This is a genomic window from Mycobacterium sp. SMC-17, from assembly GCF_045310915.1.
Classification (GTDB): Bacteria; Actinomycetota; Actinomycetes; order Mycobacteriales; family Mycobacteriaceae; genus Mycobacterium.
On sequence record NZ_JBJIAK010000021.1, the window covers coordinates 1 to 14350 of the forward strand.

Sequence of the window (14350 nt, forward strand, 5' to 3'; positions counted from 1 at the left end):
ACACACCCAGCCAACCAGACACCCCAATCACAGGCCGACAGCAGCTGACCGTTCTACACCCTCAATCATGAAGAGCCGTCAATGGGTGGCCAGATCGCGGGTCACGGCGGCGAGCTGTTGCCACCGAAATTCAAATTCCACAGCTTGCGCCACACGTACGCGAGTTTGTGCGCCGCTGCGGGCCGGTCGGTCGAGGAAATCAGCGAGTGGTTAGGCCATGCAAAGCCATCGACCACGCGGGATATCTACGTGCACCTATTCCGTACCGATGACGCCAGCGACGCTATGGCCGCGCTCGACGCGCTCGATGCACCTACCGGCTCGAATGTGCTGCCGATGCGTCGCCGGGGTTAATCGCTATCGATGTTGGCCGAATGGCTTGGTGTTGCGTTGGATGACGTGACCCGTCGGTGTTGGCGGCCAAAATGGATCGCACCAACTACGAATATGGCGGCCGTAATTCCGACAACTACAATCCATGTCAGGCGGGTTTCGTGGCGTTCCTTACATTGACCGTGAACGGCGCTGCCGAACGCCAGGTCTGACATCATATTGTCGACAAGATTGGACGCGAAACGATCGAGGTCTGCCGAAGAGCGTACGGATTTTCGTGCGAAGTCGTTCGCGGCTTTGATGTTCGAGTCGTATGTCCAAGTGTCCGACGATGCGAATACGGTACCGCAGTCGCCATTGGTTACCTTCATTGGCATTGCTGCGAGCGAAATCAATATCACGAGGAATGTCGCAGCGATCGCGGTGAAAATGATTGCTATACCCTTATGCCCTGGAAGTGGTATCGCAAGGTAGTTCCGCGGCTGGTCTGTCATTGTTGCACTGCCTGGTACCAAGAAACTGTGTACCCGGCGTCCTTACATGCGCGGATAGCCGACGCGAACGTAATCATGAGGTCAGTATATTCGCTCGGATTGATCTGTAAGGATTCGCCTTTTGCGAGATTGTGTATGACGCTTTGAGCACCTTGTACAAGATTTCGAGTGGCTTGCCTTACCTCCAAACTGGCTTCATTGATGGCCTCGCTTCCGTCTGTGAAGCCAGCCGTAGCGCCGATGGTGGTCAGCGCATAAAGTTGCTCAGTTAATTCCTTAGCGTTCACGGTCTGCGAAGTATTAGTACCAAGGGTATTTTTGAAGCCGCGAAACGACTTTACAAAGGGCATTCCGCGCGTCTCTAATCCGTCGGGCGCGCCGCAAACCTTGAGATCGGCAGCTGTGGCAACTCCATCGCCCGACGGCGCGATGGATGCGGTCGAGGTCTGCACGGTTGTCGTCGATGCGACGGTCTGCGTAACGGTGGTGGCGTTGTTCCCCGAGTTGCCGCCACACGCCGCCACGGTGGCGATGGCGATTCCTAGAACGGGTGCACCGAATAACCGCACTCGCCGCATTTCGCTACTGAACCCCACCGTATGCGCCCCTGTCCGTTAGCTGTGTGAAACCTGCGCGAATTCTGACACACGCTGGACTGATGCTGGGCCAATTGGGTAGCGATTCCGTCATTCAGCCGACACGCGCGGAGGTGCGGAACTGACCAGCCCATTGTCCACGTACCGGCCCGGCGCTGGCTCTGACCTGCGTGGACACCGGTGTTTGCTAGCTGGCACACGAGCGAGCGCGTAGCCATTCGAACAGGATTGCTAACCGAACGAAATCCGAACAAAAGGGGGCCGGAATCGCTCACGGCCAGACCGGAAAACGCGCTGACCAGTAACAAGGGTGGAGCCGATGACGGGAATCGAACCCGCGTATTCAGCTTGGGAAGCTGATGTTCTGCCATTGAACTACATCGGCATGGCGCCGCTGCAGGATATCAACTCGGCCCGATAGGCTCCCCACGTGCTCCTCTCCGATCGCGATCTTCGTGCTGAAATCGCTGCTGGACGTCTCGGCATCGACCCGTTCGATGACTCGATGGTGCAGCCGTCCAGCGTCGACGTCCGGCTGGACAGCCTGTTCCGGGTCTTCAACAACACCCGCTACACGCACATCGACCCGGCGCAGCAGCAGGACGAGCTGACCACCCTGGTCGAGCCCGCCGAAGGCGAGCCGTTCGTCCTGCACCCGGGCGAGTTCGTACTCGGCTCGACACTCGAAACCTGCACGCTGCCACACGATCTGGCGGGCCGTCTCGAGGGAAAGAGCTCGCTGGGCCGGCTCGGCCTGCTTACGCACTCCACCGCCGGCTTCATCGACCCCGGCTTCTCCGGGCACATCACGCTCGAGCTGTCGAACGTCGCCAACCTGCCGATCACCCTGTGGCCCGGCATGAAGATCGGCCAGCTGTGCCTGCTCCGCCTGACCAGCCCGGCCGAGCACCCCTACGGCAGCGACAAGGTCGGGTCGAAGTACCAAGGCCAGCGCGGGCCGACGCCCTCGCGGTCGTACCTGAACTTCGCCAAGCCCTAGCCCCGTTGACTGCGAACTGACGCAGAACTTTTGCGAGTAGCGGGCTGCGTAGATTCGCAGTCAACGCCACCTGGGTGCTGAGTCCGCGACAGCGGTGCGGGTTACTCGGTGTTTCCCGCCGCAGGCGCAGGCTCAACGCCCGCGGGCGGCTCACTGACGTTGACCCTGTATCCAGGGCACTGCCTACTCGTACTTCTGCGCCCTCACGTCGCAGTCAACGCCTAGACCAAACTCAGCCACCCGGCATCGGGTTCACCGGCGCGACCGGGCTGGTGGGAATCGTCGTGCTCGTGGTCGGCACCGTCGTGGACGTCGTAGTCGTGGTCGACGGAGTAGTAGACGTCGGGGAAGTGGACGTCGAAGTCGCGCTCGAAGACGTCACCGGCGGCGGCGCCACCGGCACGCCCGTCGTCTCGGTGACCGTCGCGGTCGACGTCGAAGTAGACGGCGACGAAGACGAAGTAGAACCAGCGGGGGCGAGCACCGCACACGCCACGCGCCCACCGGCGTCACCGGTCGCGAGTGTCTCGGCGTCCGGGCCCGGCGTCCCGTTGTGGGTGTAGCGCGGCGGGATGTTGGCGAAGTTGTCCGGTCCCTGGTGGATGATCAGCGCACTGCCTTCGGGCCCCTTCAGGCCGGCTTCGGTGAAGGCGTCGGTCGTCGCGACGACCTTGCCCGTGCCGTCGCCGCGGATGTTCAGCGGCGTCAGGTCGCCGCTCGCCGGATGCCCGGTATGCCCGGCGACCTGCAGATGGCCGCCGGCCGAGGTGAAGTCGCCCTCGCACTTGCCGACGGAATGGATGTGCATGCCGTGACTACCCGGGGCGAGGATGCCGCCGCCGGTGGTCTCCACGGTCACGGTGGCGTAGCCGTCGGTGAAGTCGATCGAGGCATTGGCGACGGGTCTGCCGTCGGATGTCTTCAGCACGACGTTCAGCGCCGACGGATTGGCCTGGGTCCAGGTCGTGGGCGGCGCCGAGGTCGATGATTTCGACGTGTTCTGGTTGGAGGAGTTGCAGGCGGCCAGCACAAAGACCGGTGCGGTGAGCAGGGCGGCAGCTGCAGTTGTGCGCTTCAACATGAACACCCTGATACCCGGAACCACCAGCGTCTAACCGCCACTTGTTTCACGGGGAACCACGCCCCAAATACCCATGTGAGGCTGGTGTAACACGTCGGAAACGCAGTCGCCGCGCGCCGGAAACGCCGCCGATACATCCTCGTCAAGATTGTCGAAGGAGTCTCACGTGCAAGGCATCGATCCCGCCGCCACCGCTTGGCTGCTCGCCAGCACCGCTCTCGTCCTGCTGATGACGCCGGGCCTGGCCATCTTCTACGGCGGCATGGTCCGCACGACCGGCGTGCTCAACATGATCATGATGAGCTTCATCTCGATTCCGCTGGTCACGGTGGCGTGGCTGGTGCTCGGGTACACGCTGGCCTTCTCGGACGGCGACGGTTTCCTCGGCAACCTCGAACACTTCGGCATGCTCGGCATCAGCCCCAGCACCACGCACGGCGCCGTCCCGGAGCTGCTGTTCGCCACCTTCCAGCTGACGTTCGCCATCATCACCGCCGCCCTGATCAGCGGCGCCATCGCCGACCGCGCCAAGTTCTCGGCGTGGATGGTGTTCGTGCCGATCTGGGCGATCGTCGTCTACAGCGTGATCGCGCACTGGGTCTGGGGTCCGGACGGCTGGCTCGCCAAGATGGGCGCGCTGGACTACGCGGGCGGCCTGGTCGTCGAGATCGCGTCGGGCGCCTCGGCGCTGGCGCTCGCCATCGTGCTGGGCCCGCGCATCGGCTTCAAGCAGGACGCCATGCGCCCGCACAACCTGCCGTTCGTTCTGCTCGGTGTCGGTCTGCTGTGGTTCGGCTGGTTCGGCTTCAACGCGGGCTCGGCGCTGGCCGCCAACGGCACCGCCGCTGCGATCTTCCTCAACACCCTGGTCGCAGGCTGTCTCGGCATGCTGGGCTGGCTCACCGTCGAGCAGGTACGCGACGGTAAGCCGACGACATTCGGCGCGGCGTCCGGCGTCGTCGCCGGCCTGGTCGCGATCACCCCGTCGTGCGGCACGGTCAACACGCTGGGCGCGCTCATCGTCGGCCTGCTGGCCGGTGTGGTCTGCTCGTTCGCGGTCGGCCTCAAGTTCAAGCTCAACTACGACGACTCGCTCGACGTCGTCGGCGTGCACTTCGTCGGCGGTGTCGTCGGCGTCGTGCTGATCGGCCTGCTGGCGACGGATGTCATGACCGGCGGCGTCCGCGGCCTCTTCTACGGCGGCGGATTCGCCCAGCTCGGCAAGCAGTTGCTCGCGATGGCCGTCGTCGCCGCGTACGCCTTCACGGCGACGTTCGTCCTCGGCAAGATCATCGACAGGGTCATGGGTTTCCGGCTCAGCGCCGAGGACGAGACCGCCGGCGTCGACTTCACCCAGCACGCCGAAACGGCCTACGCGGAGGGCGTGCACGGCCACCTGGGCACCCGCCGCCCGACGGGTTCCAGCTCGCTGACCGATCTGTTGAAGCAGCCTCGCCCGGACGCCGAGGACGCCTGAAACTGCTTAGGTCATCTACGCCGAACGCGGGTAGGGTTGAACCACCGGCATTGGCGGGACCATGTGAGCCAGCGCCGCGGCAAGAACTGCATCGTGGCTCCATGAGCTGGGGGAATCGGTAACGACTCCGCCGTTCGCTGCGATGAAGTATCTGGTTGTGGCCTGCGCGGCAGGGAATTCTCGGTGTCGGCCTAGATAGCGTAGCGAACACTATTGGAGGGTCAGTGGACATCGTTCTGGGTGTGTCTATGACGCCAACCACGGTGCGTATGGCGCTGGTTGAGGGTGAAAAGGCCGACGGCGAGATCGTCGACCACGATATTTTCGAAACGCAGACGGCCGACGGTTCAGCAACGCCGGTTGAGCAGGTTGTCAGCGCGATCCTGGGTACCCGGGAGAGCGCCGAGGAAGGCGGCCACCACCTGAAATCGGTGGGCGTCGCATGGAGTGACCACGACGCCGCCGCGCAGTTGCGCGACGCGTTGGACGCCGCAGGCGTCAAGGACGTCATGATGGTCTCCGAGCTGCACGCCGCGGGGTCGCTGGCACAGGCTGCAGGCCGGGCCGTCGGCTACTCGAGCACCGGTCTGCTGTTCGTCGACCGCGACACCGCCACCATGTCCGTCGTCGATGCCGATGGTGCCATCTCGAAGGTGCTGAGCCGCAGCCTGCACAGCACCGACGCCATGGCCGTCCTCGGCGACATGGCAGCCGCCGTCGCCACTGCCGATACCTCGCCGCAGGGCATGTTCGTCGTCGGATCCGGCGTCGACGTCACCGCGGTGCAGGCGCACCTGGCCGAGCTGCTCGACATCCCGGTGAACGCCCCGGGCGACGCCGACCTGGCGCTGGCTCGTGGTGCCGCCCTCGCCTCGGCCAGCGCGCCGATGTTCGACGCTGCCACCGCCGGCCTGGCCTACTCGGCCGCACCGGGTGGTGTCGCTGCCGCGGCTCCGCTGGCGGCGCCGCTGCTGACGGCCGACGAGTTCGGTTTCGACGAGCTGGGCGACGCCCCCGTGGTCGCCGACCAGGGCCGCAAGCCCTTCCTGCTGGTCGGTAGCGCGCTCACCTCGATCTTCGTCGTCGGCGTTGTGGCCCTTGCCATTTCGCTTGCGGTGAGCATCCGGCCGACGGTCGATCAACGGCCCGCGCCGGCACAGGCCGCCATCGTGCCCAGCGCTCCGGTCGTCGCTCCCGCGCCGCCGCCGGCCGCCGTCCCGCCGCCCGCCCCGGCACCGGCAGCTGCCCCGGAACCGGCGCCCGAAGCGGTCGCCCCGGCACCGCGCCGCGTCGAAGCGCCGCAGGTCGTCAAGGAATCCGCACCGCAGGTGCACGTTCCCGCGCCCGCCCCGGAGGCCCCCGCGCCGGCTCCGGCACCCGTCCCGGTATCGATGCCCGACGTGCCGGCCGCACCGGTCGAGCCCCCGCCCGCGGCGGTACCGGCCCCGGCGCCGGTGGTGCTGCCGCCGCCGGTCATCGCGATCCCCGGCCCGCAGCCGCCCGCCTGGAATCCCTGGGTGCCGCGTCCGCAGCAGCCGCAGTGGAACCCGGGCAACAACTACCCGGACTACCCGAGTCGCGGCGGCCGCGGTCACGACGACGATGGCTATCCGGGCAACTACCCCGGCAACGGCCACCCCGGCAACCAGTACCCCGGCAACGGATACCCGGGCAACCAGTATCCGCAGTACCCCGGTGACAACGGTGGAAAGCAGAAGCCGCCCAAGCAGACCTGCTTCCTGATCTTCTGCGCCCCGAAGTAGTCATCTGCCGTTGGCCTGACGCTCAGTGTCGCGTAGCGATGCGCTCATCGCGGCTGCCTATCAAGGCAGTATGAGATGCACCGTGTTCGGTACCGGCTACCTCGGGGCGACGCATGCCGCCGGCATGGCGGAGCTCGGCCATGAGGTCCTCGGCGTCGACATCGACCCCGGCAAGATCGCGAAGCTGGCGGCCGGTGACATCCCGTTCTACGAGCCCGGGCTGCGGAAGATGCTGCGCGACAACATCGAAGCCGGGCGGCTGCACTTCACCACCGACTATGACGAGGCCGCCGAGTTCGGCGACGTGCACTTCCTCGGTGTGGGTACCCCGCAGAAGAAGGGCGAGTACGCCGCCGACCTGCGGCACGTGCGGTCCGTCATCGACACCCTGGTCCCGCGCCTGCGCCGGTCTGCGGTGATCGTCGGCAAGTCGACCGTTCCGGTGGGCACTGCCGCCGAACTCGGGGCCCGGGCCCGCGCGCTGGCGCCGGCGGGCGTCGACGTCGAGGTGGCGTGGAATCCCGAGTTCCTGCGCGAGGGATTCGCCGTCAAGGACACCCTGCACCCGGACCGCATCGTCCTTGGCGTGCAACCGGATTCGCGGCGCGCCGAAGCGGCGATCCGGGAGCTGTACGCGCGGATCCTGGAGCGCGGTGTGCCGTTCCTGCTCACCGACCTGCAGACCGCGGAACTGGTCAAGGTCTCCGCGAACGCCTTCCTGGCCACCAAGATTTCCTTCATCAACGCCATCGCCGAGGTGTGCGAAGCGACCAACGCCGACGTCACCGTGCTGGCCGACGCCCTGGGCTACGACCCGCGCATCGGCCGGCGATTCCTCAACGCGGGCTTGGGCTTTGGCGGTGGCTGCCTGCCCAAGGACATCCGCGCCTTCATGGCCCGGGCCGGTGAACTCGGCGCCGACCCCGCGCTGACCTTCCTGCGCGAAGTGGACAGCATCAACATGCGCCGGCGCACCCGCATGGTGGAGCTGACCACCAAGGCGTGCGGTGGCACGCTGCTGGGCGCCAACATCGCGGTGCTGGGTGCGGCCTTCAAGCCCGAGTCCGACGACGTGCGTGACTCGCCCGCCCTGAACGTGGCCGGCATGCTGCAGCTCAACGGCGCCGCCGTCAACGTCTACGACCCCAAGGCGATGGACAACTCCCGCCGGGTCTTCCCGACGCTGAACTACTCCACGTCCGTCATCGAGGCCTGTGATCGCGCCGACGCCGTGCTGGTCCTGACCGAATGGCAGGAGTTCCTGGACCTGGACCCCGAACAGCTCGCGACCACCGTCCGCGTGAAAGTGATTGTCGACGGCCGCAATTGCCTCGACGTCGCGAAGTGGCAGGCCGCGGGCTGGCGGGTGCACGCGCTGGGCCGCAATCTGACCCCCTGATTTCCGACTGCAGTATGTAGCCCGACGCTGCCGGGCGTGCCTAAGCTCGGCGTCATGACGCTGAGGCAACGTCTCAACTGGTTCGCGCTGCACGCCGTCATCCGCAAGCTCGCCGCATACGGCGCGCGGCATGGCGACCTCCAAGGCCGGCTCATCGCCGACCCGTCGGTGCGCGCCGACCCCGGCGCGTTCGCCGACGAACTGCGCAGCCGAGGCCGGATGTACCGCGGCCGGGCAGCCTGGATCACCGCGGATCACGCTCTCGTGCACCAGATTCTGCGGTCCGATGATTTCACCGTCACGCAGATCGGCGGGACGCTGCCCGGCGCACTCGGTTGGCTGGAGGGCAAGACCACCGTCAAGGGCCGGTTGCATCCCCTGCTGCCGCCCTCGCTGCTGTCGGTCGACGGCGAGCAGCACACGCGCTACCGCAAGACCGTCTCGGCGGTGTTCACCACGCGGGCCGTCGCGGCATTGCGGGAACGCGTACAGCAGGCCGCGACCGGGCTCATCGACGACCTGACGGCGGGTGCCACCGTCGATGTCGTGCAGAGCTACTGCTCGCAACTGCCCGTCACGGTGATCGCGGACATCCTCGGGGTGCCCGAGCATGACCGGTCGCGCATCCTCGAATTCGGCGAACTGGCCGCACCCAGCCTGGACATCGGGCTGACGTGGCAGCAGTACCTCAGCGTCGAAGACGGGCTGGACGGTTTCAACACCTGGCTGAGCACCCACATCCGCGAGCTGCGGGCCAATCCCGGCGACAACCTGATGAGCCAGTTGATCGAGGCCAGCGACGGGGGCGCCCGGCTCAACGACGAAGAACTGCGCGCCACCGCGGGACTGGTTCTGGCGGCCGGGTTCGAGACCACGGTGAATCTGCTGGGCAACGGCATCCGAATGTTGTTGCAGCATCCCGATCAACTGGCCCTGTTGCTGGCACAGCCCGACCTCTGGCCCACCGCCGTCGAAGAGATTCTGCGGCTCGACTCGCCGGTCCAGCTGTCGGCCCGCATCGCCAAGGTCGACGTCGACCTCGCGGGGTACCACGTGCAGGCGGGCGAGCCCGTCGTCGTCTACCTGGCGGGCGCCAACCGCGACCCGGCCGTCTTCCCCGACCCGCACCGCTTCGACGTCGCCAGGGACAACGCGGGCAAGCACCATTCGTTCTCCGGCGGACGGCACTTCTGCCTCGGTGCGGCGCTGGCCCGATCGGAGGGCGAAGTGGGCCTGCGGACGTTCTTCGAGCGGTTCCCCGACGCGCAGCTGGCGGGTCCCGGCACCCGCCGCGACACCAGGGTGCTGCGCGGCTGGGCGGCATTGCCGATCGCACTCGGGCAGGCGCGCGCAGCGGTACCGTCGTGAAATGGCCTTCCGCGCAGCCCTGATCGAGGAAACCGCCGCTTTCGGCGACATCATCCGCACTGCCGATCTCGACACCCCGGTGCCCGCCTGTCCGGGGTGGACGCTCAAGCAGCTGTTGAAGCACGTCGGTCGCGGTAACCGCTGGTGCGCCCAGATCGTCGCCGAACACCGTAGGGAACCGCTCGATCCTCGCGAGGTGCGCGACGGGAAACCGCCGGAGGACCTCGACGGCGCCATCGACTGGCTCAACGCCGGTGCACAGGCCCTCATCGATGCCGTCGAACACGTCGGCTCGGATGCGAAGGTGTGGACGTTCATCGGGCCGAAGCCCGCCGGCTGGTGGATCCGGCGCCGGCTCCACGAGCAGACCGTGCACCGTGCCGATGCGCTTCTGGCGCTGGGCCTTCCGTTCGTGCTCGATCCCGAGCTGGCCGCCGACGGGGTGACCGAGACGCTGGAACGCGTCGCGATGATGGCCCCGGCCGGCGATCCGCCGCTGGAGCGCGGCCGGTCGCTGCACCTGCACGCCGCGGAATCCGAGCTGGGCCCCACCGGTGAGTGGCTGGTGGTCAACGACGAGGACGGCCTCGGCTGGTCACATCAGCACGCCAAAGGCGATGCGGCAGTGCGAGGTCCGGCGACCGGGCTGCTGCTCGCGGTCAATCGCCGGCAGACGGTCGAGGAGGCCGGCCTGGAGCTGATCGGCGACGCGGCCGTGTGGCAGCGCTGGGTGGATCACTCGGCTTTCTGAGGGGGTAGGTTTCAGTCATGACGACTTCCGAGATCGCCACGGTTCTGGCGTGGATCGACGCCCTCAACGACCGGGACCTGGACACCCTGGACAAGCTGTCGAGCGGTGACATCGAGATCGGTGACGCGAACGGCGCCACCCAGGGGCGGAATGCGTTGCGGGCCTGGGCAACCGATCTCGACGAGAAGTCGACGCCCGGCCGGATGTTCGTGCACGACGGTGTTGTGGTGGTGGAGCAGACGATCACGGGCGGCGGTGCCGATCGCGCGGCCGCGACGGCGTTCCGCGTGGTGCACGACCACGTCACCTCGGCGTTCCGGCACGACGACCTGGCCTCGGCGCTGGCGGCTACGGAGTTGATCGAGTCGGACGCGGTGTAGCCAGCACCGCCGCGATCGCGGTGGTCAGCGGGACCGACAGCGCCAGCGCGATGCCGCCGACTGCCGACCGGGCGATCTCGATCGCCACGCTCTCGCTGGTCAGCACGTCGCCCAACGACCGGTTGGCGACGCTGAACAGCAGCAGCAGCGGCAGTGCGCTGCCGGCGTACGCGAGCACCAGCGTGTAGACGGTGCTGGCGATGTGGTCGCGACCCACCCGCATGGCGCCGGTGAAGATGGCCCGCCGGGACGCGCCGTGTTCGGCCAGTTCGAAGGCTGTCGACGCCTGCGTGACGGTGACGTCGTTGAGCACACCCAGCGAGCCGATGATGAAGCCGGCGAGCAACAGCCCGGTGATCGACACGGACCCCATGTAGGCCGCGATCTCGTTGTTCTGGTCTTCCGACAACCCGGTCAGGTGCGCCAATTCGATTGCACCCCAGGACAACACCGCCGACAACAGCAGCGAGCTCAGAGTGCCGAGCAGGGCGGCGCTGGTGCGCAGGCTGACGCCGTGCGCCAGGTAGATCACGGCGTACAGGATCACCGACGACGCGACGAGCGCGACCGGGATGGCCGAGCCGCCGTCCCGCAGCGCCGGGAGCAGGAAGACCGTCAGCACCACGAACGCGACGGCGATACCGACCAGCGCCCGCAATCCGCGCCAGCGGGCCACCGCGACCACCACCACGGCGAAGACGGCAGCCAGCGCGACGAGCGGCCAGGTGCGCTCGAAGTCGAAGAAGGCGTAGGTGGTGGTGCCGGAGTCGTCGACCTGGCGGGTCACCCGGATGTGGTCGCCGGCGGCGAGGTGCGGCTGGCCGGGGCCGGTGCTGAACTCGAGCAGGGTGTTGGCGCCGGAGTTCGGCCCGGAGTCGATGCCGATCAATGACTGCACGCAACTCCCGGCGCCCGGCGGGGCGGTGACCGGGGCGGAGGTCAGCACCGCGCCGACCGACGGGCTGCCGCAGTTGTTCATGCCCGTCGACACGACGTGCCCGGCCTCGGTGCTCACGGCGCCGCCGTGGGCGTTCTGGAACGGCAGCGGGATGTCGACGGCCTTGCCGTGCGGCCACAGCACGACGGCGCCGATCACGGTCGCCAGCCCGATCACCGCCAGAAGGCCGACGACGATCTTCGCGGCCAGCGGGCTGAGCGGCGCCGGGCCGGAACTGTGCGAGTGGGTATGCGAGTGCGCCACCCGAGTCAGCCTAGGGGGTCGGCCTGAGAGCTTCCCGACGCTCCGCCTCGATCACCAGCTTGGCGGACAGCGTCGTCAGCACGTACTTGACCACGGCCCGGTAACCCAGACCGACGATGCGCCAAGGACTTTCGAAGGTCCCCTGCCAATCGATGCGGGTGCCGTCCGGCTCGGGCGTGAAGGTCACCTGCGCCTGGTAGTTCCGTACCGGGGTTTTCGAGATGATGGTGTACCCGTGCCGCTGACCGGGCTCGTGGATCGTCGTCTGCTCCCGCGCGGGAAAACGGGGCGTGCCGACGGCGCGGACGGCCCCGACGCCGCCGTCATCGGCAGGTCCGCGGGTCTCCCAGGCTGAGTAGTTGATCAGGGGACGCGCCCACTCGGACCAGCGGGAGCCGTCCGCCACCACCTCGAAAAGCGTGCTCGGCATGGCCTGCGCATGGCGGGTGACCCGGACTTCGTAGTGGTGTGTCATGTTGACCAAGTTAACGGAACGGTGTTCTATTAGGCAATGGATTTGCCGGATTCACCGCGGGCGCTGACGTTTGCGCGGGCGCGCAGCCCGGAGCAGCGGGAGGACCGCCTGCGCCGGCTGACCGAGGCCACCCGCGCGCTCCTGGACAGCACCCGGGCCGGCGAGCTGACGCTCGGCGACGTCGCCGCCGCGGCGGGCCTGGCCAAATCGGGGGTGCTGCGTTACGCCGGCTCCCGGGAGGCGCTACTGCTCCTGGTGATGTACCACGAGCACCTGGGCTGGCTCGACGACCTGCGGGCCCAGCTGCGCGATGAACGGCGCAGTCCGGCAAAGGCTTTGGCGCACACCCTCGCGCGGCGCCCTGTCCTGTGCGACCTGATCAGCGCGGCGCCGGTGTTGATGAACCGGCTGACACCCGAAGCGGCCGAGACGGTGCGCACGCAGGCGCGCGACGTCGAGGACCGGCTCCGCGAGACCCTCAGGCCCCGGCTGCCGCTGGATCGTCAGCACCTGGTGCTGCTGACCGCCGCGATCCACGCGTTCGTCGGCGCGGTATGGGGTTGGGCCGCAATCGATTCCGTCAACCAACCCGAACCCGGCACCGAGTTCGAAGACACCCTCGCCGCACTGCTGCGGACCTTCATCGCGGGCCTGAAACACCAGTGATTTGTGCACGATTTTCCGCGGCGGGCGCGGAAAATCGTGCACAAATCCCCGGGGAGATTACTGGCGGTAGCTCGCCAGGAAGTTGCCGAGGCGCTCGATGGCGGCGGCCAGGTCGCGGGCCCACGGCAGCGTCACGATGCGCAGGTGATCCGGTGTGGGCCAATTGAATCCGGTGCCCTGCGTGAGCAGGATCTTCTCCTGCAGGAGCAGGTCGAGCACCAGCTGCTCGTCGTCCCGGATCTCGTGTACCTCGGGGTCCAGCCGCGGGAACGCGTACAGCGCGCCCTCGGGCTTGACGCAGGAGACGCCCGGAATCTCGTTGAGCTTGTTCCACGCGACGTCACGCTGTTCGAGCAGCCGGCCGCCGGGCAGGATCAGGTCCTCGATGCTCTGGTGTCCGCCGAGGGCCACCTGAATGGCGTGCTGCGCAGGCACATTCGGGCACAGCCGCATGTTGGACAGCAGGCTGATGCCCTCCAGGAAGCTGGACGCGTGCTCCTTGGGGCCGGTGATGGCGAGCCAGCCGGAGCGGTAGCCGGCCACGCGGTAGGCCTTGGACAGGCCGTTGAACGTCAGGCACAGCATGTCGGGCGCCACCGACGCCATAGGGATGTGCTTGGCCTCGTCGTAGAGGATCTTGTCGTAGATCTCGTCGGCCAGTAGCAGCAGCTGGTGCTTGCGCGCGAGGTTCGCGATGGACTCGAGCGTCTCGCGGCTGTACACCGCGCCGGTGGGGTTGTTCGGGTTGATCACGACGATCGCCTTGGTGCGGTCGGTGATCTTCGACTCCAGGTCGGCGATGTCGGGGTTCCAGCCCTGCGTCTCGTCGCACAGGTAGTGCACCGGGGTGCCGCCGGCCAGCGCCGTCGACGCCGTCCACAGCGGGTAGTCCGGCGCCGGGATCAGCACCTGGTCGCCGTTGTCGAGCAGCGCCTGCAGCGTCATGGTGATGAGCTCGGAGACGCCATTGCCCAGGAAGACGTCGTCGACGTCGAACCGGGGGAAGCCCTCGACCAGCTCGTAGCGGGTGACCACCGCGCGGCGCGCGGACACGATGCCCTTGGAGTCGGAGTAGCCCTGGGCGTGGGGGAGTGCGGCGATCATGTCGCGCATGATCACGTCGGGCGCCTCGAAGCCGAACGGCGCCGGGTTACCGATGTTGAGCTTGAGGATCCGGTGGCCCTCGGCCTCGAGCCGGGAGGCCTGCTCGTGTACCGGGCCGCGGATCTCGTAGAGGACGTCCTGCAGCTTGGTCGACTGCGCGAACGTCCGCTGATTACGCGGATGACCGCTGTGCCATGTGCGGTCAGCGGGTACCTGGTGGGTGGTCACGGGTTCCATGCTCTCATCGGTGTCGAATTCTTTT

Annotated in this window: 15 protein-coding genes and 1 tRNA gene; 9 read left to right on the forward strand and 7 right to left on the reverse strand. The window is 67.2% G+C overall.

The features are described from left to right. The first annotated feature begins 81 nt into the window (after positions 1-81). Positions 82-354, forward strand: a complete 273-nt coding sequence (locus ACJH7A_RS15215) for a tyrosine-type recombinase/integrase (protein WP_406802249.1) — start codon at positions 82-84, stop codon at positions 352-354. Here the strand turns inward: ACJH7A_RS15215 and ACJH7A_RS15220 are convergent. The 3 genes from ACJH7A_RS15220 to ACJH7A_RS15230 form a co-directional block, all read right to left on the reverse strand. After that, positions 351-827 (reverse strand): hypothetical protein, encoded by a 477-nt coding sequence (locus ACJH7A_RS15220; protein ID WP_406802250.1) that lies wholly within the window; start codon positions 825-827, stop codon positions 351-353. The genes ACJH7A_RS15215 and ACJH7A_RS15220 overlap by 4 nt on opposite strands. Continuing rightward, the gene (locus ACJH7A_RS15225) at positions 824-1405 is read right to left on the reverse strand and encodes a hypothetical protein (protein WP_406802251.1); all 582 of its coding nucleotides are present in this window, start codon (positions 1403-1405) and stop codon (positions 824-826) included. The genes ACJH7A_RS15220 and ACJH7A_RS15225 overlap by 4 nt, the downstream gene beginning before the upstream one ends. A gap of 329 nt (positions 1406-1734) precedes the next feature. Continuing rightward, a tRNA-Gly gene (locus ACJH7A_RS15230) sits at positions 1735-1808 on the reverse strand. Between the two features lie 45 nt (positions 1809-1853). On the opposite strand from ACJH7A_RS15230, the gene dcd reads away from it, so the two are divergent. Beyond that, on the forward strand, positions 1854-2423 hold the full coding sequence (dcd, locus tag ACJH7A_RS15235; protein ID WP_073696683.1) for a dCTP deaminase: 570 nt from the start codon (positions 1854-1856) through the stop codon (positions 2421-2423). A gap of 232 nt (positions 2424-2655) precedes the next feature. Here the strand turns inward: dcd and ACJH7A_RS15240 are convergent, their stop codons facing one another. Next, on the reverse strand, positions 2656-3504 hold the full coding sequence (locus tag ACJH7A_RS15240) for a superoxide dismutase family protein (RefSeq protein ID WP_406802252.1): 849 nt from the start codon (positions 3502-3504) through the stop codon (positions 2656-2658). A 166-nt stretch (positions 3505-3670) separates the two neighbouring features. On the opposite strand from ACJH7A_RS15240, the gene ACJH7A_RS15245 reads away from it, so the two are divergent. From ACJH7A_RS15245 to ACJH7A_RS15270, 6 genes are all read left to right on the forward strand, one after another. Continuing rightward, positions 3671-4981 carry an ammonium transporter gene (locus tag ACJH7A_RS15245; RefSeq protein WP_212808106.1) on the forward strand — a complete coding sequence of 437 codons (1311 nt, stop codon included), beginning with the start codon at positions 3671-3673 and terminating at the stop codon, positions 4979-4981. A gap of 248 nt (positions 4982-5229) precedes the next feature. Further along, positions 5230-6744, forward strand: a complete 1515-nt coding sequence (locus ACJH7A_RS15250) for a hypothetical protein (RefSeq protein ID WP_406802253.1) — start codon at positions 5230-5232, stop codon at positions 6742-6744. Positions 6745-6814: 70 nt separating this feature from the next. Next, positions 6815-8143, forward strand: a complete 1329-nt coding sequence (locus ACJH7A_RS15255) for a UDP-glucose/GDP-mannose dehydrogenase family protein (RefSeq protein WP_133428254.1) — start codon at positions 6815-6817, stop codon at positions 8141-8143. Between the two features lie 60 nt (positions 8144-8203). Beyond that, the gene (locus ACJH7A_RS15260; protein ID WP_204158589.1) at positions 8204-9511 is read left to right on the forward strand and encodes a cytochrome P450; all 1308 of its coding nucleotides are present in this window, start codon (positions 8204-8206) and stop codon (positions 9509-9511) included. A 1-nt stretch (position 9512) separates the two neighbouring features. Then, entirely contained in the window at positions 9513-10262 is a 750-nt protein-coding gene (locus ACJH7A_RS15265; protein ID WP_406802254.1) for a maleylpyruvate isomerase family mycothiol-dependent enzyme, read from the forward strand. A gap of 17 nt (positions 10263-10279) precedes the next feature. Beyond that, positions 10280-10642 carry a nuclear transport factor 2 family protein gene (locus ACJH7A_RS15270; protein WP_061007081.1) on the forward strand — a complete coding sequence of 121 codons (363 nt, stop codon included), beginning with the start codon at positions 10280-10282 and terminating at the stop codon, positions 10640-10642. Here the strand turns inward: ACJH7A_RS15270 and ACJH7A_RS15275 are convergent. Next, positions 10611-11843, reverse strand: coding sequence for a YibE/F family protein (locus tag ACJH7A_RS15275; protein WP_406802255.1), 1233 nt, complete (start codon positions 11841-11843; stop codon positions 10611-10613). The two genes, ACJH7A_RS15270 and ACJH7A_RS15275, sit on opposite strands and share 32 nt — an antisense overlap. 10 nt (positions 11844-11853) lie before the next feature. Continuing rightward, positions 11854-12318, reverse strand: coding sequence for an SRPBCC family protein (locus ACJH7A_RS15280; RefSeq protein ID WP_212808111.1), 465 nt, complete (start codon positions 12316-12318; stop codon positions 11854-11856). A 36-nt stretch (positions 12319-12354) separates the two neighbouring features. On the opposite strand from ACJH7A_RS15280, the gene ACJH7A_RS15285 reads away from it, so the two are divergent. Beyond that, positions 12355-12984 carry a TetR/AcrR family transcriptional regulator gene (locus tag ACJH7A_RS15285; RefSeq protein ID WP_406802256.1) on the forward strand — a complete coding sequence of 210 codons (630 nt, stop codon included), beginning with the start codon at positions 12355-12357 and terminating at the stop codon, positions 12982-12984. 57 nt (positions 12985-13041) lie between these two features. Here the strand turns inward: ACJH7A_RS15285 and ACJH7A_RS15290 are convergent, their stop codons facing one another. Beyond that, positions 13042-14325, reverse strand: a complete 1284-nt coding sequence (locus ACJH7A_RS15290) for a pyridoxal phosphate-dependent aminotransferase (protein WP_133428259.1) — start codon at positions 14323-14325, stop codon at positions 13042-13044. Positions 14326-14350: the final 25 nt, after the last annotated feature.

Coding starts and splice junctions, on each gene's coding strand:
- ACJH7A_RS15215 (WP_406802249.1), top strand. CDS start 82: ATGGGTGGCCAGATCGCGGGTCACGGCGGCGAGCTGTTGCCACCGAAA.
- ACJH7A_RS15220 (WP_406802250.1), bottom strand. CDS start 827: ATGACAGACCAGCCGCGGAACTACCTTGCGATACCACTTCCAGGGCAT.
- ACJH7A_RS15225 (WP_406802251.1), bottom strand. CDS start 1,405: ATGCGGCGAGTGCGGTTATTCGGTGCACCCGTTCTAGGAATCGCCATC.
- ACJH7A_RS15240 (WP_406802252.1), bottom strand. CDS start 3,504: ATGTTGAAGCGCACAACTGCAGCTGCCGCCCTGCTCACCGCACCGGTC.
- ACJH7A_RS15250 (WP_406802253.1), top strand. CDS start 5,230: ATGACGCCAACCACGGTGCGTATGGCGCTGGTTGAGGGTGAAAAGGCC.
- ACJH7A_RS15255 (WP_133428254.1), top strand. CDS start 6,815: ATGAGATGCACCGTGTTCGGTACCGGCTACCTCGGGGCGACGCATGCC.
- ACJH7A_RS15265 (WP_406802254.1), top strand. CDS start 9,513: ATGGCCTTCCGCGCAGCCCTGATCGAGGAAACCGCCGCTTTCGGCGAC.
- ACJH7A_RS15270 (WP_061007081.1), top strand. CDS start 10,280: ATGACGACTTCCGAGATCGCCACGGTTCTGGCGTGGATCGACGCCCTC.
- ACJH7A_RS15280 (WP_212808111.1), bottom strand. CDS start 12,318: ATGACACACCACTACGAAGTCCGGGTCACCCGCCATGCGCAGGCCATG.
- ACJH7A_RS15285 (WP_406802256.1), top strand. CDS start 12,355: ATGGATTTGCCGGATTCACCGCGGGCGCTGACGTTTGCGCGGGCGCGC.
- ACJH7A_RS15290 (WP_133428259.1), bottom strand. CDS start 14,325: ATGGAACCCGTGACCACCCACCAGGTACCCGCTGACCGCACATGGCAC.